Source organism: Seinonella peptonophila, from assembly GCF_900129355.1.
Classification (GTDB): Bacteria; Bacillota; Bacilli; order Thermoactinomycetales; family Thermoactinomycetaceae; genus Seinonella; species Seinonella peptonophila.
On record NZ_FQVL01000008.1, the window covers coordinates 102,866 to 125,849 of the forward strand.

The window sequence follows — 22,984 nt, forward strand, 5'->3', positions numbered from 1 at the left end:
ATTCAAAGGAGCTTTGTTGATTGAACGAAAAAGAATTACAAATAAAGCTAAACAATAGTTATAGAAATGGTTTGATTGAATATGGAATTACTTTTTCATATCTTACTGCTGTGATAACAGCTAACTATATGAAAAATGATTACTTCTACCTTTTTGCCAGTCTCACTTTGTTATGTGTTTTAAGCATCCTGAAACGTCTTTGGGGAGAATTACCTGACCTTGAAGGAACAAAATTTGATCACTATATTGCGAAACCATTCTTTCTCATTTGTATGATCGCAATATTATATAGAGATGATATCCTTGCATTCTTTAGTCGTTTTGGTCATTAATGTTACACCACAGTTAAGCGAGTTATATGAATGTTTTCAATGAACATTAAAGAATAACCCTAAATAAATAGTAGAGAACCCCCCGCATTAGTTCAACTGTGCCTAGGTTATAAAACTGTGATCTTGTGATATACATACACAATGAATAGATGCATTCTTCGAATTGAAGAGAACCCTAATGACACACATCATGGCAATCCCGGGTTGGAGCGTCGCCGACAGAGCCGATTACATAACTTTGTTCACAAGCTGAAGAATGAATAGATTCATTCTTGTTGTAATACGACTGATCACTTAGAGGACAAACATGTCTTCACTAACAAGACCATGGCTTAGCACAAATTACTTGATTCTCTCTACTTCAATTGCCCCACTTTCTGATACAATCAAAGCAATTGAGCTTAGGAAGTGAATGAGATATGGTACATTTTCAACAAGCAGATCGAATGAAGCAGTTACCAGCGCAATTTTTTGCTAGGCTTGTGCAACGGGTTAATCATTATCTAGAGCAGGGGATTGATGTGATTAATCTGGGACAAGGAAATCCTGATTTACCTACGCCAGATCATATTGTAGCTTCTTTGCAAGAGGCAGCGGGCGATCCACAATATCATAAGTACCCGCCTTTTCGAGGGTTTTCATTTTTAAAAGAAGCAATCGCAACTTATTACCAAAGAGAATATCAAGTAACACTTGATCCTGAAACAGAAGTAGCAGTTCTATTTGGGGGTAAGACGGGGCTAGTGGAAATTTCCCAGGCAATATTAAACCCTGGCGATCTGGCATTGGTACCCGATCCTGGCTATCCTGATTACTGGTCTGGTATTGCCATCGCCGATGGAAAGATGGAGATGATGCCGCTACTCGAAGAAAATCAATTTCTCCCTGATTACCAACAGATCGATCAAGCAAGTCTAGATCAAGCAAAGCTGATTTTTTTAAACTATCCAAACAATCCAACAGGCAGCATTGCAACACCTACATTTTTTAGCGATACGGTACAATTGGCGCAGAAACACGATCTGCTCGTCGTACATGATTTTGCTTATGGAGCGATCGGCTTTGATCAGCAAAAGCCAATCTCTTTTCTACAGACAGCAGGTGCAAAAGAGGTTGGAATCGAAATCTTTACGATGAGTAAAACCTATAACATGGCGGGCTGGCGCATTGGCTTTGCACTTGGCAATCGCTCTGTAATTGAGTCGATCAATCTGCTGCAAGACCATTTTTATGTCAGTCTATTCGGCGCGATCCAACATGCTGCTGCCACGGCTTTACTTGGATCGCAAGCTTGTGTGGAACAATTGGTCACTACTTATGAACAGCGCAGAAACACCTTTATGAATGGCTTACGTTCGATTGGCTGGAATGCCAAGGCTCCGAAAGGTTCTTTTTTCTGTTGGCTACCTGTACCTGAAGGCTATCGATCAGAAGCGTTTGCTGAAGCACTGCTGGAGCAAGCGCATGTTGCGGTGGCTCCAGGTATTGGCTTTGGTAAGACCGGTGACTCCTATGTGCGTGTAGGGCTGTTAACAGATGAGCATCGATTAATGGAAGCAGTTGAACGAATCAAATCTGGTACATTTTTCAATTGACAAACCGATTCACTTCAGCCATAATTCCTACTAAATCAATATAAATTGTATTTCTCTTATCAAGAGTAGGTGGAGGGACAAGCCCAATGAAACCCGGCAACCGGTTTAGCTGTATGGTAGAAAACACGGTGCTAATTCTTGCAGTCATGACAGGCTGAAAGATGAGAGGAAGCGGATCGTGATAAACCTCTTCCTCTGGTGGAGGTTTTTTGATGTTAAAAGGAGTGCGAACTGGTGAGTAAAGTTATAGCGACCTATTTGGTCTATGATCAAAAGAAAAATCTTGCGAAAAAAGCAGAAAGTATAGCACTAGGTTTAACTGTCGGTTCTTGGACAGACTTACCTGCGATTGATCAACAACAATTACGCTTATATAAGGGTGAAGTCGTCTCCATCGAAGAGTTACCCATTGATCAGCAAGCTGACACATACTTTGATCGGGAACTAATCAAAGGTTTGATCAAAATCGCTTATCCTACACGTAATTTCTCTGCTGACTTACCTGCGATCCTTACCACTGTATTTGGTAAGTTATCGCTTGATGGTGAAGTAAAGCTAATCGATCTAGACTTCCCTGTAGAACTGGCAAAGCAATTCCCTGGACCGAAACTTGGGGTTAACGGTGTACGTGAAAGACTACAGGTATTTGACCGCCCGTTATTAATGAGTATTTTCAAAAGTATCATCGGACGAGACCTTGTATTCTTTGAAACACAACTTCGTGCCCAAGCCTTGGGCGGTGTTGATCTTGTGAAAGATGATGAAATTTTGTTCGATAATACACTTACTCCTTTTGAGGAACGCATTCGCGTAGCACGTGCAGTATTGAATGAAACAGAACAACAAACAGGCGAACGCACCTTATATGCTGTGAATCTGACTGGACATACTTTTGAACTATTAGACAAGGCAAAAAAAGCGGTCGAACTTGGTGCAGATGCTCTCTTATTCAACGTTTTTACTTATGGACTTGATGTTTTACAAGCGCTAAGTGAAGATCCAGAAATCAATATACCCATCTTGGCCCATCCAGCCTTTGGTGGTGCAGTAACATCATCCACTTTTTACGGCGTTTCTCATTCCCTTTGGTTTGGTCGTTTCCTTCGTGCTGTTGGTGCTGATCTTGTTCTCTTTCCTTCTCCTTATGGAAGTGTCGCGCTTGCCAAAGAGGCAGCTTTAGGAATTGCAAAGGAGCTAACGCAAGACTCCGCTAGTTGGAAGACTGCTTTCCCTGTACCATCGGCAGGCATTCATCCCGCGCTCGTCCCTCAACTGCTAGCAGACTTTCAACTTGATTCTGTAATCAATGCAGGCGGCGGTATTCATGGACATGAGCAAGGAGCAGCAGCAGGCGGACGTGCCTTTCGACAGGCAATCACTGCTGCGCAAGCAAACATTCCATTATCCCAAGCGGCAAAAGAACATCCTGAACTCGCTACAGCGCTCAGACAATGGGGTGGGCAAAAATGAGCAAACAACTCCTGATCTTTTGCGATTTTGATGGTACAGTCACCGATACAGACAACATCATTGAGGTGATGAAACACTTTGCGCCACCAGAATGGGAACCGATCAAAGATGCCATCCTGTCTGAACAAATCTCGATTAAAAATGGTGTTGGGCAGATGTTTCAGTTGCTCTCAAGCAATTTAAAAGAAGAGATTGTCCAATTTGTCCAAGAAAATGCCCACATCCGTCCAGGTTTTGCAGAATTGGTTCAATATGTCAATGAGGAACAAATCCCTTTCTACATCGTGAGTGGTGGAGTCGACTTTTTTGTTTATCCGGTACTGAAAAATTTCATTTCAACAGCTTCCATTTTCTGCAATGAAGGTGACTTCTCTGGTGAACGGATTCAAATTAATTGGCCTTATCCTTGTGATGATCAATGTCAGAATGATTGTGGCTGTTGTAAACCATCACTTTTCCGCCGTTTTCCCAGTGATCAATACGAAAAAATCATGATTGGCGACTCGATTACTGATTTTGAAGCAAGCAAACAAGCTGATCATGTCTATGCACGCGATTTTCTACAGCAAAAATGTGAAGAACTACAAATTCCTTATACACCATTTACTACTTTTTATGATATTCTTGCTGACTTGCAAGAAAGGAAGATCACAACATGATTCTCATTGAAAATTATTGGGATCAACTTGCTGATGTAAAAGATGAACTGGCCTCTAGAGGCTGGTTTCCTGGTACTAGTGGAAATCTCTCTATTAAAGTAGATGAAAATCCACGCCGTTTCCTCGTTACAGCAAGTGGAATCGACAAAACCAAACGTACAGAGGAAGATTTTATATTGGTCGATCAACAGGGGCAGCCTGTTTATCAAACGGAGCTGCGCGTATCTGCTGAAACAAGTCTACACTGCCAGGTCTATGAACAAACGGATGCAGGTTGCTGTCTTCATATTCACACCGTTGATAATAATGTCATCTCTGAACTGTATGCAGAGCAAGGATATATCACTTTTCGCAATCAGGAACTGATTAAAGCATTTGGAATCTGGGATCAAGATGGTGAAATTACTCTACCAATCATAGAAAATCATGCTAATATGGAATTATTAACTCAAGCTTTTGCCCAAGCGATCAGCGCTGAGAGCTATGGCGTCTTAATCCGCAATCATGGGATTACCGTTTGGGGTAAAGATGCATTTACGGCTAAAAAACATCTTGAAGCATTTGAATTCTTATGCTCATATGAACTAAAACTTAGACAATTTGCATAAAAAATAAAGGAGGAATTAAGGTGGCACAATTACGTTTTCATGATACAGAGGAAAGAGTGGAAAATCAGGCGGAAGTGAGCGCATACTTAGAAAGCCAAGGGGTTATTTATGAAAAATGGGATATTACAAAACTACCTGCCCACTTACGGGATAACTATCAATTAAATGAACAAGAACAAGCGGAAGTAATCCAAACCTTCAGAAGTGAAATTGATGATTTATCTGCACGTCGTGGCTATGTAACAGAAGATGTGATTTCCCTCTCGCCACAAACACCTAATCTAGATCAGCTACTCACCAACTTCCTAGCAGAACATCACCATTCTGATGATGAAGTCCGTTTTATCGTGAGTGGACATGGCATCTTTGCCATCCAAGGACCAAATGGTCGCTTTGCAGATGTAGAATTAGAAGCGGGTGATTTAATTTCTGTACCTGAGGGTTACCGTCATTACTTTACGCTGATGGATGATCGCCAGGTCGTTGCGATTCGTATATTTAAAGGTAAAGAGGGCTGGGTACCCATCTACGATAAAGAATCATAAGCGCCTGCCTCGGTAGAGAAATGTAAAAGACTTTGCAGAAAATTGTTTTTGCTATACTAAATCAGATAAGGGACGCACTGCGTCCCTGTCAACGCCTTTAGAATAGAGACGTGAAGACTACAATGGATGTTTCGCCAAAACAGTTGCCATGTAGTCGGTGGTAAAAGCGGTTGCTAATGAAGCAGCCGTTTTTAATTATTCCATCCATACTCTCAGAAGAGTAGAGTCGGTACACCGAATTTAATCAATCATAAATCGGCATTGATCCGTAAGCGACTCCTTCTACTGGGCGAAAGCTATCTTAAAAGCCCTCTACCGCAGTGAGATGATTTCCTTACCAAACTCATACATTATAAAAGCAAGGTTGAAGACGTTCGCATCACTCTCTGACACGAGCTGAGCTTTGTCATCCCTATGCCAAGTGAGTAAACGTACTATCTCCAACCCATTTGAAAATAGTCTATAATAGGACATTCTATCCTGTTCATTTGGTATGTTACTAGACTCAAAATTGACCCAATATATCATATTGAAATAATAGTCAATCATTGCTACATTTTAAATGCGAATTTGATTCTAGAACGGAACTCGTATGTAAAAAGATATAATCTTGGACTGCTTTTATCACGCTGAACAACCTGCCATCAATCAATGTAAATGTGGAGTGCCCCCTATGTTCAACATGCATTGACCATTTTTCAGGTGTCATTTGTTATGATTGCGCTCAGCAAATGGAGAGTTCTATTAAGAGTTAGCAAATAATTGCAATTGAACACAGAAAAAGCGATCAATGGCTATCCACTATTTGAAATCTTCTACCTAGTAAGTGTATGATGATAGAGATATGCCTGAAAGAGTTGTGGTATCACTCACTTTCAAGTTAAGTGTGCCACTCCTCTTTTCATTTGTATGCATAAAAATACTAAAAACTTAATAGAAACCCATACTGCTCACATGTATATAAACTTCTCAATTGCGAAGAAGGGAGGGATTTATTATTAAAATTGGAAAATTCTAATAAATTTGAGATTTATATAAACACCTGCAACAAAGGAGGTGTAAATGTGAGTATAGGCGGTGATGGAGACCTGCATGATTAAGTCTCAATTATTTATAAAACTATAGAGCGTTCTTTTAGCTTCAATCAAATAAACTACTTTATATTGAAATATAATGATAAATATACCTTCTTTCAAACCATATACGATCATAGAGTGACAACCATCGTCACTGTGAAGATAAGAATAACTCTATATACGATAAACGAGCCCTATGTGCCCCCTTCTCTCACATAGGGCTGTAGTCTTGTAGATAAAGTTATGTGATCTGCTCGTGATCATGGTTCACGTCGACGCTCCGACTTAAGCTTGCAAGGATGTTTGGCTGTTCACTCATTTTTCCAAATGAAAAGTTGAAATCCGTTTTTTCTTATTCATTATAAGCAGATTATCAGAAAGCCCTAACGATTTTGATATCTGCTTGATTTGACATCATACAGATTTTGGAATTTACAAAGCGATGACTTAGAAAGCGATCCACGATACAATGGAAGAGTTTCGGTTTATAACAAATAAAAGTATTTCTGACGGTTTTGACGGAATTAAACATATACAACAGTATATCAAGTGAATACTTCCAAGATATCTTATCACCTTCTATATGTTCTTCTTATTTAAACAGGAGGCTTTATTATTATGTCAGATACAATTCAATCCAGTATATCAACTAGCCAACCTCAAAACTTATCAAAAAACAATCAGCTCCCATTATGGAAGCTGATTGCCTTATCAGCGGCCGGTTTTGTCGCGATTATGACGGAAACTATGCCAGCAGGTCTCTTGATTCAAATTAGTAGAGACCTCCAAGTCTCAGAAGCCTTAGTGGGGCAGTTGATCACATTATTTGCAATCGGCGCGATGGTCTCAGCAATCCCATTGATCGCTCTGACAAGAAGTTGGGGGCGTAAAAAGGTATTTATCCTCGCACTTGCTGGCTTATTTTTGTTCAACACAATCACGGCTCTATCAACTAACTATGTATTAACTCTTATTGTCAGGTTTGGTGCTGGCATGTCGATTGCTCTAATTTGGGGATTATTTGCAGGCTATGCGCGGAGGATGGTTCCACAGCACTTACAAGGGCGGGCGTTAGCCATTGCAGGGGTGGGGCAGCCACTCGCTTTATCTTTAGGCGTACCACTTGGAACTTGGCTTGGCAAGTTTATAGAGTGGCAAATGATCTTTGGCTTGATTTCGATGATTATCTTAGGGCTAATCATTTGGATGCTTTTTTTATTACCTGATTTCCCTGGACAAGCGGCAGCTCAAAGAAAATCTCTTCGTCAAGTCTTTGTTATGCCAGGCGTTCGTCCCATCTTATTTGTACTTTTTGTCTGGGTTTTGGCTCATAATATCCTCTATACCTACATCGCCCCCTTTATGGCGCATGCAGGTCTTGCAAATCGATTAGATATTGCTCTGCTGGTATTTGGTATCTCATCATTAGTTGGCATCTGGATCACAGGTCTCTTCATTGATGGTCGACTTCGTACACTTACCTTGATCAGTCTTGCTAGCTTTGCCGTTGCAGCATTGGTATTGGGTATCTTCGTTTCAGTCCCACTGCTGATCTATATCGGAATCGCTGCCTGGGGTCTTACATTTGGAGGAGGTCCTACATTATTGCAAACAGCCATTGCTGACACAGCCGAAGAGAATGCTGATGTAGCCATGTCGATGTTTGTAACCGTTTTTAACTTATCAATTGCTGCAGGTGGCATGGTAGGTGGTCTCTTGCTAGATTATGTTGGAGCAGGAACCTTTCCTTGGGCGCTCGTACTACTTAGTCTGATCGGACTCTTTACAGTCTGGCGCAATCGAAAACATGCATTCATACCTGATCAAAAGTAAATATGCCGTCCTTAAGTGATGGACGGCATATGTTAACGTTATCATTTTGGACTGTTAGAAAACAACCTTATGATGGAGGTGTATAAAGTCCTACCAATGCTAAAACATTGGCCAAAATCCCGACGATGATCGCAGCTAGAGGACCAGCCGCTAATCTCATTACAGGTCTTCCCGCAATTTCATTTAACACATAGAGTGATACAACAACAAAGAAGCCCGTTCCTGCCCAAATTTGATTCCCAGCGTTCATTCCACCTACTAATAAGGCAACTTCTAAAATCTGCGTCATCCCATTTCGAATATTATCCCCTGAATTTTTTAGCGCAGGGAATTTATTGAGAAAACGACCGATTTTCCCTAGACTTAGCACCTCAACCCCCATCGCTGAAGCACCTAGCACCCCAGCCAATAATGGGTTGCCTGATAAATAGCCAATTCCGATCAGCCAATCACACCAACCATTTGTAGCATAGACACCACTAATTAAAGAAGTGGTAACGATCAAAGGTAAAAATCCAATTGCTGATACAATGGCAACAATGGCAGCAGAGGTAATATCTCCTTTTCCTAACAACGCTCCCGCAATGGGCTCACCTGCGATCCAATGGAAACTAGCGGCAATGGCCAAAATCGCCCCCATCGGCAATAGATAATAGATATTTTTACGAATTCGCGAGGCGTTTTCTGCAAATACCCCTTCGCCCATATCGATCTCTTTCGTCTTATCCCTTGCAGCAATCACGATTAAGCAGATCATCCCGACTAGCATCGCCATCCCTTCGGGACTGAGGGAGACTTCACTTCCACCAATTTTAAGCGGATTTATCTTCTCTACCACAATTCGCGCTACTAGTGAGAACAGAAATGTAATCAAACCTTTTTTCTTACCAAATTGATATCCTACTGCCAATGCAGGGAAAGCGACAAAAGCATAGACAATTGGATCACCAACAGAAGCCAATGCATCGAGGAAATTAACGGGTAGATGCTTAAAGCCTTTAATAATCGCATCTAATGTAACGGTGACAATTCCTCCATATAATGTACCTACGATTGTCGCAATGATCGAACTGGAGAAAAATGTTCCAATAATATCCGCTGCAAGTAAAACAATATGAATCACAATGATTCCTGTTGCTAAGGTGATCGGCATGGCGAATCCTGTAATAAAACCAATACTGATCGCAAAGGAGACTGCTGCCAATTCTCTGCGTTTCATATTCCCATTGAGAAACTCAGGCATAATAGGTCGCAAACCATCATGATAGACAGCAATCGCCCGATTGGCGAGAAATGATGCATATCCACCCATGATTGCAAAGATGATAATCTTGATTATTTGCATCGAGTTCATGGTTCACCCTCCCATTTCTACTATGACTATGTCGATTTTTATTCTTTTTCAAGTAAGGTATCTAAGAGCAGCTTCATCGATTGTTCTACATGATCATTGGTAAAACCAAATGCCTTCACACCTTTTTTAACGGCTTCCTCAACAACTTCCTTTTTAGGCGCTCGACCAGCCATCGAGATCGTCGCGCATTTATCGCGACCTAAGACACCATAAGCCATTGCTAATGCACCACCTGCACCGCTCTGGCATGCTCCAACGTAATAGTCATAAGTTCCATTTTTCACTAACATTGCCGCTTCTACATCGGTAAAAATATCAGCCACTGCTTGTTGACTGGCATGCTGCTCGACATACGCTTTGATCTCATTCTTTGTTAATTGACCGCCAATGGCAAACTTCATCATGGTATTCATCTCCTATTTCATTACAATTTGTTCATAAAAGCTGGTTCCAAACTCAGGCTTTGGTAATTGGAAAAACTGACTCATCGTCGCACCAATATCAGCCATTGTTGAACGTGTTCCAATTGAAACCGGTTGAACTTTTGATCCAATCACTAGAATCGGCGTATATTCACGAGTATGGTTTGAGTGTCCTATCGTTGGATCATTTCCATGATCTGCCGTAATAATCAGTACATCATCGTCTTGAAGCAGTGGAATAAATGAGTCTAGGAACTGATCGACTGTTTCCAGTACTGACCGATACCATGTCACATCTTCGGCATGTCCTGCTAAATCGGTCTCTTGGACATTGACTAGAAAAGCCGCAGCTTTCTTCTCCTCTTCATAGAGCTTTTGAAAGCGTTTTAATACCTCGGAAGTTTGAACAACCGGATCTGCATAACCGCGTCCATGCACTACATCGGCTGTTTTTCCAATTCGATATACAGGGATGTCAAATTGTTCGGCAAGTGTTGGAAATTGCTTTTCGTAGTCTACTCCATAACCTAAATGCATCACTTGATAACCTTCCCCATAAACGCCTGCTTTTGGGCTATCGACACCCCATTGTCCGGGATTTTTCTCTTTAACCGCTGCGAGAATACGTTCAATATTTGTCTTTTGATTTCCGTAAACGATCACTCGACTTGTATCAACATGCTGACGAATCATCTTTCCGATCTGAATCGATTCTGCAAAAGAGATCTGGTTTAAATCACAGACCACATTGATAATATTGCCCAATGCCGATTCAAGGTTATCACCAATGACAACAGCTTGATTTACCAACAACACACTCCCATTTGAAACAGGATGTGTCACTTGATATCCAGCTTGCTTTAGTACCTGCTCAAATAGATCTCCTACTTCCATCATCAGCCGCTTCTGTGGTTTGCCTGGTCTGCTGCCCATTAACTCCTGATGGCCCATAAAAGTATCTGCTCCATAATGCGCCAATTTACTACGCCCAAAGGCTGCCGTAGGGACACCCTGATCATCGACAAGTCGTCCCAATCCTAAACGATATAAAGTAGGGATCTGCAAACACACTTGTTCACGAATATGTTTATACGTATGAGCATTTAGATCTGAAGGCTGAATCTGTAGGCAATCTTCCATCGCTCCGATTCCAAAACCATCAAGGACGAGTAAGGTTATTTTCCCCATTTATGTCCCTCTTCTCTGCAAATAAACAAGTTCAGGTTTTTGGTCGATATGGCGGATATAAGCAACATGTGCGCGCGTAACAAAAATCTGTGTTCTGAAAGCATAGACTACCGTATCTCCAATAGCTGTATCTTCTTTACGTTCCAACTCACCATAATAATCAATATGATCTCCTCTATAATCTTCTGTCACTCGATGATAATGATGAAGAATCTGATCAGGGTGACGTGCTACAAATGCACCTTTCATATGAGATCGAGGATAAAATCCTCCTCCTATCACATAAACATGGTCATCATAAAAATGGGAGACTTCCGTGACATATACCATCGCTGGCAACTCATCTAGATCCAAAGCTGCATGAAGAGGGGTTGTACCTGTTAATGCATGTCCTGGTTCTCCATGTGTAATCCCCTGTTGCTTCAGCATGGGAATCGTATGACAACATGTCGCACTAGGCCCATTTAGCTGTGTCACATTCATTCCAAAAGATTGCAGAAGGTCACGCGCTGCCAATAAAGTCTCTAGATTTGAGGTAAACAGATATTCGGTCTGTGTTTCATTCAGCTTTAAAACAGGAAAAGTCGTAACCCCTACAACGCGAATCCCAGATAGTTTGTTCAGTTCAGGTATTACCTTTGATAGTTCCTCTAAAGTAAAACCACCTGCCTGACCTTGGTAATATTCATCATTTGGTTGAACGACTCGCAGCAAAACATCCTGCACCAGCCCATGCTGGATCGCTTTAGCAGATAACTGAGCTGCTCTCTCTTTTGAAAAAACCGTCACAACTTGCGGTTGTATCTGCTTTAAAATATGCCCCCATTCATTTTTGCCAGGCTGTACAAGATGACCCAAATGACCGATTTTTACGCCTGATTTTGCTAAAATACGCGCCTCATCATAATCGACTGCTACGGCTTGATCAATTCCATGTTGACTAATCCAACGACCGATAAAATCATTTCTACCCAGTTGCTTTGACATAAAATAAAGCTGAAAATCATGTTCTTTTGCTGTTAGGGATAGTTTTTGGATATTGTGTGTTAGTGCATCCAAATCAACTACATACGTATTGGGAGGGATTTGTCCCGATTGATGGAGCATCACAGAAGCTTTTAATAAAGACGGATTTCGCCTTTTGATTACATCAGTAAACATGCCTATCCCTCCTTTGTATCGACCTGTGCTAAGTAATTAGCAAGATGTGCCATGATAAATCCGTGTTCTTGAGTTGGAAGGACATAAGGCAAATTCGCCTGTATCGCTTCAAACATCTCTTTTGCCTGACTGTAATAGGGAGAGCTCTTCACCTCCTCTTCAATTCCAGGCGCGGGAAGAGGAAGCGCTTCATTCTGCTCGATCCTAGTTACGACCATCGCCAGATGAGTTAACATCATCTCAGCCGCTTCATGTCTACTTGGCGTATTGATTTGAAGCTGTTGAATTATTTGCAGCGTTATATCATAAGCTAAAGGGGTGATCACTTCCTGTTTAAGCAGAAAAGCTAGCCGATCATTTGCATATTTCATTGTCATCTTCCTTACAAAGTACAGTATTTTGTATTTTAATTGGATAGATGATTCTAATCCCCCAGATCAGATTAGAATCATCCACATTGCGCGAATCGCAGCATAGGCTAATAATGGGGCAAGATTTGTTTTGTCTCGACTTTCTTTTGTGTCTCTAAAATTTCTTCCACTGATAACATAGAAAGAATCGTCTGTAGTTCTGTTTGCTCCGCTTTAATCAAGAGACATGCTTCTGTTATCTTCTGTTCAATCTTTTTTGCATGTGAACGGCTCAAAGGAATCTGTTTCATCAATGGAGCATTTCTTCCTACTTCATCTTTATTCCAGATCGCTGCATCGATTTGTCCGATTTCTAGCATATCTAAGAGATTCATATAACTTAGCTCAATAAATGTAACATCTAGTCCTTCACATTCTGCAAGCGTTAGCTCTCTCTGGTCATCTGAAGTATGATCAATCCCAATCTTCATTCCACTTTCAATTCGGGTATATTCAGGATGAGAAAGGAAAATCGAATGACCAGATACATAGGAAAAAGGTCCAAAAGTTAAGCCGATCTGAACGGCTGGATCCTGTTTGCAGATTAGTTCAGCCGCCAATCGCGAGACAATCGCAAAATCGTATCTACCATCTAGCATTGCCTTTACACGGGGTAATGATCCACGCATATAAGCCAGATGAAAAGGTAAGTCCTTTTTTTTGAATGCTTTTGTTAATCCTGTTGCCAAGCCTTCATATTTCTTCGAATAAGGTAATGGCATCGCACCAATCAATTGACCAATCCCTGAAAATTGAAGGAGCTTATGATTATCTTTTGCTAATAAAAATGTCCCTAAGTGTCCACGCGATTCTACACGAATCGCTTGATTCTCTTCTAAGAAACGTAAAGCGCCTTGGATGGTACCTCTGCCTAATGATAACTCGCTCGCAAAGTCACTAATCCTGGGAATCCGCTGATTCACTTCGATTGTCAGCATCTTTCGAGCTATTTTCTGGGCAGCGAATCCATACTTTGTTAAAAGCATTTGCTCCAACTTGATCCCTCTAACCTTCAATATACAGATATTTGTATATTGGATTTTCTTTAGTGTAGCTCTTTTTTATTTCATATGCAAGTAAAATCTACAATCGGATTTGATGGTGAAAAAATGAAAGCCTTTTCTTGCTTTCTGTCCATAGATATTTTATGATATATGAAAATAATTTTCATAAAGGAGGTTTTTTGATGAGTACTTTCTTCGAGAAAGCACAACAATTTGGTAAATCATTTATGCTTCCTATCGCTGTACTGCCTGCGGCTGGTCTACTATTAGGAATTGGAGGGGCACTTTCCAATCCAAATACAGTAAAGGTATATTCTTTTCTGGATATTGGCTGGCTTCAATCTATTTTTACGATCATGTCTAGTGCAGGTACTGTTGTCTTTGCAAACCTGGCGCTCCTTTTTGCCATTGGAATTTCGATCGGTCTTGCAAAAACAGATAAAGGGACAGCCGGATTAGCAGGCGTACTTGCTTTTCTCGTCATGAATGCAACCATCTCTGCCTTGCTGACTATTACAGGGAAGCTCAATACAGAAAACCCAGCTGCAGTGGGTCAAGGTTCTATACTGGGCATTCAAACGTTAGAAACAGGCGTTTTTGGTGGGGTGCTTGTGGGAATATTAGCCGCTTGGCTTCACAATCGCTATAACAAAAAGCAATTGCCCAAATTCCTTGGCTTTTTCAGTGGTTCACGATTTGTACCCATTATTGCTTCTTTTGCCGCTATTTTTCTTGGTATCATCCTCTTTTTTGTCTGGCCTTTCATCCAAAAAGGTATCTTTCAAATGGGTGGTCTAGTCGAGGCGACTGGATATATCGGAACACTGATCTATGGCTTTGTTCTCCGTATGCTTGGACCCTTTGGACTCCACCATATTTTCTATATGCCATTTTGGACAACGAGTCTTGGCGGCTCCATGATGATCCATGGAAAGCTGATCGAGGGAACACAACGTATATTTTTTGAACAGTTGGCCGATCCCAATATACAGCAATTCTATATCGGTACAGCACGCTTTATGTCTGGCCGTTTTATTACGATGATGTTTGGTTTAGTCGGCGCTTGCTTAGCTATGTATCATGCTGCTAAGCCTGAAAATAAGAAGCTCGTTGCCGGTCTGCTCACATCTGCCGCGCTCACTTCATTTCTAACCGGCATTACAGAACCAATCGAATTCTCTTTTCTTTTTATCGCTCCTGCTTTATATGTATTACACGCCTTCTTTGATGGATTGGCCTTTATGCTTGCCCATATCTTTCAGATCACAATCGGTCAAACATTCTCAGGTGGATTTATTGACTTCATCCTCTTTGGCATCCTGCAAGGAAATGCGAAGACCAACTGGGTCATGGTTCCGATTATTGGGATCTTCTGGTTCTTCTTATACTACTTCTCATTTAAATTCCTAATTAAAAAATTCAATTTCAAAACACCTGGAAGAGAGGACACTGAGGAAGCCAGCGTACAGATCACAAGTCAGAGTGAGCGTGCCAACACAATTATTCAGGGTCTGGGTGGTAAAGAAAATTTACAAGATGTTGATTGTTGCGCAACTCGTTTAAGAGTAACAGTGAAGGATGTCCAATTAGTAGATGATGGACTCCTTAAACAGACGGGTGCGCGCGGAATTGTCAAAAAAGGAAATGGCGTCCAAGTAATCTATGGTCCTGAGGTCACAATCATTAAAAATGAAGTGGAAGAAATTGTGGGGGAATCATATGCTTAAACAAATCAATCAGCGCTTGGTCGTTTCCTGCCAGGCGTTAGAGCATGAACCACTTCATAGTTCCTATATTATGTCCAAAATGGCTCTTGCCGCTCAAGAAGGCGGAGCTGCGGGCATCCGAGCAAATTCACAAGCAGATATTCAAGCGATCAAAGCAGAGGTAGCTTTACCTGTGATCGGAATTATCAAAAGGAATTATGAAGATAGTGATGTATTTATAACAGCTACAAAAAGAGAGCTGAATGAGCTATTCGAAAGCGGTTGTGATATGATCGCAATGGATGCCACCTTTCGAAAAAGACCTAGTGGTATACAACTTGCTGATCTGGTCACATATGTTCGCAAACAAAATCCAGCCATCCAACTGATGGCAGATATATCATCAGTCGAAGAGGCACGATATGCTGAGAAACTCGGATTTGACTGTGTATCAACTACCTTATATGGGTACACCGATCAAACAAAAGAACAGAAGCTCTATGACAGTAACTTTTCATTCTTAAAACACGTATTACACCATGTTTCTCTTCCTGTCATTGCTGAAGGGAACATCATCACACCTGAAATGGCACAAAAAGCCTTAATACTGGACGCACATGCCGTAGTAGTGGGAGGAGCAATCACTCGCCCACACCAAATTACTGCTCGTTTTGTTGAGCAAATCTCTAAGCAAAACCACACTGTTACTGCAGAAACACAGCGATAACGAGCTGATCTCATATACACTAGATTCGATATTCAGGTTCAAGCGTGTTCTTTAGGCGAAGTGGTGAGAGATCGTAAATCTACTCGATACGTCTCTCGCCCTCTCACAGCTCAAGTTCAACGATACGATGCTTAAATGAACAAACAAATCCTTTCAATGTAGGATTGAAATCGATTCACTTCCATCAGACAATGGGATAAAAAGGGAGTTTGACGCATGTCCTCGGTTTTAAATGAAATCCAAAGCATTTACTCATCTTTATCCGATAAGGAAAAAAGCATCGCCAACTATATTCTAGCCCACCCTGAAGAGACTTCAAGAGGGCATATACAGGAACTTGCGGATGCTACAGGCGTTTCTATCAGTGCCATTACACGTTTTGCCAAAAAGGTATCTTGCAAAAATTTTGTTGAAATGAAAGTGAAGCTAGCTAGTGGTGCTGATCCAAAACCAAGTACAGGAATCGAACAGCGACTACTCGCTTCTTATCGGGATATGCTAACAGATGTACAGTCATTGATCGATCATAAGCGTTTCCAAAATGTTTTAAAACTGATCCAGAACGCAAAGCGAATCTTTATCTATGGACTAGGCAGTTCAGGTCTAGCTGCCCAAGAGTTAAATTATCGTCTCAGTCGAATGGGTTTTATCTCTGAATCGATCACTGATCCTCACTTGATGGTTATTCGTAGCACACTTTTACAGGATGGTGATTTAGTCCTCGCTTTTTCTCGCTCGGGGCAAACGATTGATCTGTTGCAATCGATCCAAAAAGTGAAAGATAAAGGTGCCAAAGTAATTGCTTTTACTGCATATGGTGATTCCCCTCTCATAAAAATAGCGGATGAATTTTTATGGACGGTTCATCCTATGCGAAATACTTTTATACTTACGGGTCTAGATATGAGTACACTCTATTTAATTGATAGAATCAGTCTTCATTTTCTTGCAGATCAGAAGCGAGAAGCACTTTATTTAGAGACAGTCGATGCAATCCATAATCGAAGAAGCTGATCGATTACAAAATTCATGATTCGTCATATCAATCGAATCAATCACAAGTTGATTGTTCCTTACATCGCTTTAATAGTCAAGTAATCTCTATAAAGGAATGGGGTTGCCTCAAGGCGAAAGTTGAAACGCAAACAAGAAAGGAAGGGTAGTATGTTTAAAAAATTATTTGGGCGTACCAATTCTAATAGCAAAGAGACTCTTTTTGCACCGCTGTCTGGTCAAATTGTCCCACTTGATCAAGTTCCAGACGCTGCTTTTGCAGAAAAGATGCTAGGAGATGGCGTTGCCATTCAACCGGCTGAAGGAGAAGTAGTTGCCCCAATTGAAGGAGAAGTGGTAACCATTCCTCCTACGAAACATGCGATCGGCATTCGATCGCCACAAGGAGTAGAGATTTTGATCCACATTGGACTTGATACTGTACAGTTAAAAGGAGAAGGGTTTGAAACACTCGTCGAAGAAGGACAGCGAGTCTCAGTCGGTCAACCTCTACTCCGATTTCAGCTCGATTTGTTACAAGCAAAAGGACTTAACACTGTAACCCCTGTTGTGATCACAGATACCAAAGGTGATCGGTCTGTCGAAGTATTAGCACAAGATGAGGTTACCAAAGGTAAGACCATACTGATCCAAATTTAGTTAAATATTCCGATTCATTTCAATTGTTGTCTTCCACGATAGAAGATACAATTGATATCAAGTGACTGGTACGAGACGATATGAAATGTCGTTGTCCCTTTATAGCTCCGAAAAATGGCTATTCAGACTTTAGATGTCTATAGATTTGCAAATTTTCCCTCAATTTATACCACGTGACCATGGGGCACACCCCCATGGTCACAGCCATCACTAGAAACTCATCAGGTCATCAGTTCTCGATGGTCTCCTTGTCGTAGCAATCCTGGCAAAGCTTCTTACCACCGATGGTGATCATCCACTCTTTCTGTTTGCACTTGTCACACATAGGATCTCATTCCCTCTCAATTCACAACCACATGAGTAGCATCAAAAGCACAACAATTGATCTCGTGTTGGGTCGATAAACCTCCCGAACTGAGCATATTCTCCATTCATTTATACTATATCAAATAGACCAAATGATTTGAACCATATCTCTTTTTTATGCTGATGAGATCGAACTTATTTTATTTTTTAACACGTTTTACTGTTGTTAATCTGTCAACCACTAAGCCCATCTCGATGCTCATAACAAGCATCCATCATATTATTCAACCATAACTCCTATATCACAATAAACATATCTTTTTTGAATCATCTCTGTTTAACACCAATTGCCCTCAGCCATTATGTGAGAACACGTGTCAATATGCCATATGAAGCAAATGTAAATCTCCCAAAATCATCCCACTCGAATATACAATCGTTTGTATGATTAAATTACTAATGAGTTTCTATACTAGTTAAAAAATACAGTAATATTGATCCTACTTAACTTTCTTGATAATATTTTTGATGTGATCGGATTGTACGAAAGGAGCAAACCTATGTTTAAAATCGGTTCTTTTTCCAAAATGAGTCGTGTCCCCATCAAAACGCTCCGCTACTATGATCAGCGGGATTTGCTGAAACCTGCGATGATTGACCAGGATTCGGGTTACCGCTATTACTCCGCTGGTCAATTACTAAAGATTAAGCGCATTATTGCCTTGAAAAAACAAGGCTTTACATTAGAAGAAATTAAACAACTATTAGCCGAGGATATATCCTTTCCCCATGTAAAACAATCGCTAGCTGAAAAGCAGCATGAGTTAACAGAAGTGATCAAGGAAGCACAACGGCAATTAAATGAGCTTGATACTGGTTTACGATGTATAGAAGAACTAGATGAACAAGTTTCGTCTTCTTCCATTGTGGTGCGCAATGTAAAAAAACAACTTGTCGCTTCCATCCGTGATCAGATTCCACAAGTAGAACTCTGCCTCCTTTTACATGAGCTCAAACAGTATATTCAACTTCAAGGAGAAGACGAAAATCGGCCCATGCATATATTACGACATCAACATCACCATAAAAGAGATCATGAAGATATGGTTGACTTAGAAGTTGCGATTCCCCTAGCCAAGGAAATCCCTGATAGTGATCGTATCAAAATCTACGAACTTCCTGAAATACCGCAAGCAGCTTCTTATGTACACTTATGCGACCCATATCAAACAGCTTGCTTGGCACAATCGCAGCTAACTACATGGATCTCTAAAAATGGCTATCGTCCAACCGATCAGGCACCTATTCGAGAAATTTATCTTACAGCGGATAAAGATATATATGGAAAGCTACTCACTACCGAATTATTAATCCCAGTTGAAAAGCTATAAATTCACCCCTTCATTCAGAGCGATGAAGGGGTGAATTTTTTTAAAAGCGGCCCTTGACTCTCCACCATGATGGAGTGTGTAAATTAGAATCAACCAAATCAAAGGAGTGAGTTACATGAGTAAAAATCTAGTAGGGAAAGTTGCCCTTGTTACAGGGGGTAGCCGAGGAATCGGAAGAGGGATAGCACTCAGATTAGCAAAAGAAGGGGCATTAGTAGCGGTACACTATGGTAGCCGTTTTGCAGCAGCAGAAGAAGTGGTAAATCAGATTAAAACGGATGGAGGAGAAGCATTTGCAATTGGAGCTCCTTTAAACACCCTTGACGGCGTAGAGCAACTACTTCAATCTTTCGATCAGGAATTACTGCAACGGACAGACAGTAAGCAATTTGACATATTAGTCAACAATGCAGGAATTGGCACTGCTGAAACTTTCGAAGAAACGACGGAAGAAATGTTTGACCAATTGTTTGCGGTTAATGTTAAAGCACCTTTCTTCCTAGTACAAAAGTCACTCACACGTCTTCGCGATGGAGGTAGAATCGTCAATATATCATCAGGTGTAACACGTATCGCCTATCCTCATATCATGGCTTATAACCTAACCAAGGGGGCTATCAATACATTTACACTTAATCTTGCACAACTCCTAGGACCACGTAACATTACAGCTAATGCCGTTTTACCAGGAATTGTGGATACAGATGTGAACGCTGCTTGGCTTCATACGCCAGAAGGACAGCAACATGCAAGTGAAATGTCTGCGCTAGGTCGAATTGGCGAGCCTGAAGATATTGCCGATATTGTCAGTTTCCTTGCCTCTAACGATGCTCGATGGATCACAGGACAAATGATCGATGCCACAGGAGGCGCTCATCTTTAAAAAAGCTAGGTAGTAGGGTCATCATGTAGTCCTTGCTACCTTTCTTCTCTTAATACATAAACTCCTTAGAAGAGATCTATAAGTGTTAGATACATCATGTTTTATACTACAAACTTATATTCGATTCTTTTAGCCAAGTATCCAAGCTTAATAACGTGGGGTGTAATTGCTGTAAATATGCAAGATCAGCCTGATAACCCTCTTGCATAAAAAACTGAAAAGCTTTGATTCCATCATGTTCATGAGATGATTTTGGAGGCGACGCTTGATATTGTACAGGCATCGAGAAATACCTTTGAAACTTTTCAATCAGTTGATTAACTGTAAGTTCGTCTCCGGCGATTTCGAGCACTTCTCCTATATATTGATTTGGGTTTTCAAATGTAATTCTGGCAAACACACCAATATCATGGACAGCAATCATTTGTACTTTTGTTTCAAGTGCCCCTTTATAAGCAAGCTGAATCTGACCATCGACTTTTTGCAGAGTAAAACGAAAGTTTTCCATAAACATCACAGGTCGAAGAATGGTAAAAGGTATATCTAATTTACGTATATACTGTTCTATCACTCCTTTATTTTCGAATGAAGTAATGCCTGTCTGCCGATTCGCCCCTGCCACAGAACTATAGACCAAATGAGAAACACCTGCATTTTTTGCAGAATCGACAACCAATTTACCTTGGCTCAACTCTTTATCAAGATTATGAAGATCTAATGCTTGCATACTAAAAACGCCATATACATCTTTCATTGCTGATTGAACCGAGATAGGATCATCTAAATCACCCTGAATGATTGTAACACCTAATTTCTGAAGTGATTGGGGAGTTGGTTGATGTGGATCACGTACCAATGCCCGAACATTCCATCCGGTTGTAAGGAGTTGTCTTACAACTGCTCCCCCTTGTTGACCTGTTGCCCCGATCACTAAAATTGTTTTTGCTGCCATCATCGTTTCCCCTTTTTCAATGATATTGAAGCAATTGAGTCTCTACTATACTATATGATATTTTATTTTTATTAGATTACTATTTAAAGTAGGCAATATTTTTATATATAATTTCATATAAGAAACCAACTATATTTTCGTAAGGATGGTAAAAAGATGGAAATCAAATTAGAACAAGAGCAATGTTTTCTTTCTATTCAACAAGCACTTCGTCTGCTTGGAGGAAAATGGTCATTCTTAGTTCTGGGTCAGCTCTTTTGTCATCAGCCGCAACGCTTTAACCAACTAAGGAGAAGCTTAGATAACATTAGTACCAAATCTTTAACAGACACTTTACGGCACCTAGAAAAAAGTGGAGTTATTCATCGAAATGTCATCCCTACTGTACCAGTAACTGTAGAATATTCTTTAACAGATAAAGGCAGAGCATTTAGAGATGTAATTGTTGAGATGAGGAAATGGGGAGAAGCTTGGGGAAATGGTATACAAGAGAAGATGCACTAAGCAGTGAACGTATTCAAATTGATGACACTACTTTGCGCTTGCAAACACATCGACGCAGTACAGCATCGACCATCCACAGTTCAAAGGATTTAAACTACCTACGTAAGTGGATCTTTTTGAATGACACAGGCTTTTATGAGGAGATCCTGCCTTCAGATATCGTGTCTTCGCTAAAACATATGGCTAATCTTTTCATATGTAAAGAAAATTCATATCATAAGAGCTTTTCCTAATCTGCTGTTACAAGCAGATTCAGAGTGTAGACAAACCTGCTTTAGCAGGAAGGTCTACACTCTGAAGCGTTTGGTATTTTTACCAAACGCTTTTTCATCATGGCTATTTACGAGAAAAATCCCCAGTGTATCTTCCTCAGTGATATTATTTGGATTTTTGAAACTATAAAAGTATAGGGAACCTTATTGATGATTGTTAGACAAATGACAGTTTCACACCTCTTATTTCATTCATATCGTAAATGGAATCCAATTGAATAGGAGGATATGAAGTGAAAAAAACAGTTGGTCCTCTTTGCCAGAGATTTGCAACAATACTTGGTGGAACTCCTCAAATTGTAAACGGTGTTTGTACAGTAACCCGCATCATTCCTCATAGGGTAACGATTTTAGGTCGAAGGTCTAAATCTGCTTTGACGTTGGCAGCTTTATTTTCATTTGAATCTATGGATAGAAAAGGGCGGGCATTGAACCTTGGGGAAACGCATATTTTACAACAAGACGTTAACCCTTTTATCTCCGCATTACGCAAACGAAATATTATGGTAACAGCTCTGCATAATCATTGGTTGTTTGATAAACCTCGTATGATGTTTATTCATTGGCAATCCGTCGAAAATCCAATTACATTTGCAAGAAAAACAGCTGAAGCACTCAAGTTAATCACTCATTAAATATTTTAAAACAAAAGAATCATATTCCATTTGAAAATTAGGTTTAATGGAAATTCAGACCGGAGATCTGTCATAGTTATTCTTGACTACAGTCTGAATCAGCATTTTACTTCTATTATTGAAATTTACTTATACATGAAACGCTAATTATTTGTATATATAATCGAAAAACCAAAAAGTCAAAGGGGCCAATGGAGCGATCAACCAAAGAAAAATCAGAGCATGCGAGCTGGTGCTATTTCTATTGGTTATCCAGCACGTTTCATCGAAAATTTACTATCCCAACTGGTTACCTGCT

At 40.5% G+C, this 22,984-nt stretch carries 22 protein-coding genes and 1 riboswitch; of the genes, 15 read left to right on the forward strand and 7 right to left on the reverse strand.

Going from position 1 to position 22,984, the window contains the following annotated elements:
* Nucleotides 1-20 precede the first annotated feature (20 nt).
* The 7 genes from BUB71_RS13315 (at nt 21) to BUB71_RS13345 (ending at nt 8,118) form a co-directional block, all read left to right on the forward strand.
* Nucleotides 21-332: a hypothetical protein gene (locus BUB71_RS13315; protein ID WP_073155329.1), complete on the forward strand. Its 312-nt coding sequence runs from the start codon at nt 21-23 to the stop codon at nt 330-332.
* A gap of 419 nt (nt 333-751) precedes the next feature.
* Nucleotides 752-1,927, forward strand: coding sequence for a pyridoxal phosphate-dependent aminotransferase (locus BUB71_RS13320; RefSeq protein WP_073155330.1), 1,176 nt, complete (start codon nt 752-754; stop codon nt 1,925-1,927).
* 53 nt (nt 1,928-1,980) lie between these two features.
* A riboswitch (SAM riboswitch) is annotated at nt 1,981-2,095 on the forward strand.
* Nucleotides 2,096-2,161: 66 nt separating this feature from the next.
* Nucleotides 2,162-3,397, forward strand: a complete 1,236-nt coding sequence (locus BUB71_RS13325) for a 2,3-diketo-5-methylthiopentyl-1-phosphate enolase (RefSeq protein ID WP_073155331.1) — start codon at nt 2,162-2,164, stop codon at nt 3,395-3,397.
* Nucleotides 3,394-4,056, forward strand: a complete 663-nt coding sequence (locus BUB71_RS13330) for a 2-hydroxy-3-keto-5-methylthiopentenyl-1-phosphate phosphatase (RefSeq protein ID WP_073155332.1) — start codon at nt 3,394-3,396, stop codon at nt 4,054-4,056. The genes BUB71_RS13325 and BUB71_RS13330 overlap by 4 nt, the downstream gene beginning before the upstream one ends.
* Nucleotides 4,053-4,664: a methylthioribulose 1-phosphate dehydratase gene (locus tag BUB71_RS13335; RefSeq protein ID WP_073155333.1), complete on the forward strand. Its 612-nt coding sequence runs from the start codon at nt 4,053-4,055 to the stop codon at nt 4,662-4,664. Before BUB71_RS13330 ends, BUB71_RS13335 begins: the two co-directional genes overlap by 4 nt.
* Nucleotides 4,665-4,684: 20 nt before the next feature.
* Nucleotides 4,685-5,209, forward strand: coding sequence for a 1,2-dihydroxy-3-keto-5-methylthiopentene dioxygenase (locus BUB71_RS13340; protein WP_073155334.1), 525 nt, complete (start codon nt 4,685-4,687; stop codon nt 5,207-5,209).
* Between the two features lie 1,694 nt (nt 5,210-6,903).
* Nucleotides 6,904-8,118, forward strand: coding sequence for an MFS transporter (locus tag BUB71_RS13345; RefSeq protein ID WP_073155336.1), 1,215 nt, complete (start codon nt 6,904-6,906; stop codon nt 8,116-8,118).
* Nucleotides 8,119-8,185: 67 nt separating this feature from the next.
* On the opposite strand, the gene BUB71_RS13350 is transcribed toward BUB71_RS13345, so the two are convergent.
* The 6 genes from BUB71_RS13350 to yhfZ form a co-directional block, all read right to left on the reverse strand.
* On the reverse strand, nt 8,186-9,472 hold the full coding sequence (locus BUB71_RS13350) for a YhfT family protein (protein WP_073155338.1): 1,287 nt from the start codon (nt 9,470-9,472) through the stop codon (nt 8,186-8,188).
* Nucleotides 9,473-9,510: 38 nt separating this feature from the next.
* A complete protein-coding gene (locus tag BUB71_RS13355) occupies nt 9,511-9,876 on the reverse strand; it encodes a DUF2620 domain-containing protein (protein WP_073155343.1) in 366 nt (121 codons plus the stop codon).
* Nucleotides 9,877-9,888: 12 nt separating this feature from the next.
* Nucleotides 9,889-11,082, reverse strand: coding sequence for a phosphopentomutase (locus BUB71_RS13360; protein WP_073155347.1), 1,194 nt, complete (start codon nt 11,080-11,082; stop codon nt 9,889-9,891).
* Entirely contained in the window at nt 11,083-12,243 is a 1,161-nt protein-coding gene (locus tag BUB71_RS13365) for an alanine racemase (RefSeq protein WP_073155350.1), read from the reverse strand. It lies immediately after the preceding gene.
* Nucleotides 12,244-12,245: 2 nt separating this feature from the next.
* Nucleotides 12,246-12,614, reverse strand: coding sequence for a PRD domain-containing protein (locus tag BUB71_RS13370; protein ID WP_073155354.1), 369 nt, complete (start codon nt 12,612-12,614; stop codon nt 12,246-12,248).
* 107 nt (nt 12,615-12,721) lie between these two features.
* A complete protein-coding gene (gene yhfZ / locus BUB71_RS13375) occupies nt 12,722-13,639 on the reverse strand; it encodes a GntR family transcriptional regulator YhfZ (RefSeq protein ID WP_073155487.1) in 918 nt (305 codons plus the stop codon).
* A gap of 200 nt (nt 13,640-13,839) precedes the next feature.
* Between yhfZ and ptsG the strand changes: the two genes are divergently transcribed.
* From ptsG to BUB71_RS13405, 6 genes are all read left to right on the forward strand, one after another.
* Entirely contained in the window at nt 13,840-15,384 is a 1,545-nt protein-coding gene (ptsG, locus tag BUB71_RS13380; protein ID WP_073155357.1) for a glucose-specific PTS transporter subunit IIBC, read from the forward strand.
* Nucleotides 15,377-16,090: an N-acetylmannosamine-6-phosphate 2-epimerase gene (locus tag BUB71_RS13385; RefSeq protein WP_073155360.1), complete on the forward strand. Its 714-nt coding sequence runs from the start codon at nt 15,377-15,379 to the stop codon at nt 16,088-16,090. The genes ptsG and BUB71_RS13385 overlap by 8 nt, the downstream gene beginning before the upstream one ends.
* A gap of 216 nt (nt 16,091-16,306) precedes the next feature.
* Nucleotides 16,307-17,104 (forward strand): MurR/RpiR family transcriptional regulator, encoded by a 798-nt coding sequence (locus BUB71_RS13390; protein ID WP_073155362.1) that lies wholly within the window; start codon nt 16,307-16,309, stop codon nt 17,102-17,104.
* 150 nt (nt 17,105-17,254) lie between these two features.
* The gene (locus BUB71_RS13395) at nt 17,255-17,743 is read left to right on the forward strand and encodes a PTS sugar transporter subunit IIA (RefSeq protein WP_073155364.1); all 489 of its coding nucleotides are present in this window, start codon (nt 17,255-17,257) and stop codon (nt 17,741-17,743) included.
* An 866-nt stretch (nt 17,744-18,609) separates the two neighbouring features.
* Nucleotides 18,610-19,440: a MerR family transcriptional regulator gene (locus BUB71_RS13400; protein ID WP_073155367.1), complete on the forward strand. Its 831-nt coding sequence runs from the start codon at nt 18,610-18,612 to the stop codon at nt 19,438-19,440.
* Between the two features lie 115 nt (nt 19,441-19,555).
* Nucleotides 19,556-20,323 carry an SDR family oxidoreductase gene (locus BUB71_RS13405; protein ID WP_073155369.1) on the forward strand — a complete coding sequence of 256 codons (768 nt, stop codon included), beginning with the start codon at nt 19,556-19,558 and terminating at the stop codon, nt 20,321-20,323.
* Between the two features lie 106 nt (nt 20,324-20,429).
* On the opposite strand, the gene BUB71_RS13410 is transcribed toward BUB71_RS13405, so the two are convergent.
* Entirely contained in the window at nt 20,430-21,278 is an 849-nt protein-coding gene (locus BUB71_RS13410; protein WP_073155371.1) for an NmrA/HSCARG family protein, read from the reverse strand.
* Between the two features lie 153 nt (nt 21,279-21,431).
* Between BUB71_RS13410 and BUB71_RS13415 the strand changes: the two genes are divergently transcribed.
* Together BUB71_RS13415 and BUB71_RS13420 are read left to right on the forward strand one after the other, a co-directional pair.
* On the forward strand, nt 21,432-21,779 hold the full coding sequence (locus BUB71_RS13415) for a winged helix-turn-helix transcriptional regulator (protein WP_073155374.1): 348 nt from the start codon (nt 21,432-21,434) through the stop codon (nt 21,777-21,779).
* A 505-nt stretch (nt 21,780-22,284) separates the two neighbouring features.
* Nucleotides 22,285-22,686: a DUF1259 domain-containing protein gene (locus tag BUB71_RS13420; RefSeq protein WP_139279104.1), complete on the forward strand. Its 402-nt coding sequence runs from the start codon at nt 22,285-22,287 to the stop codon at nt 22,684-22,686.
* The last annotated feature ends 298 nt before the right edge of the window (nt 22,687-22,984 follow it).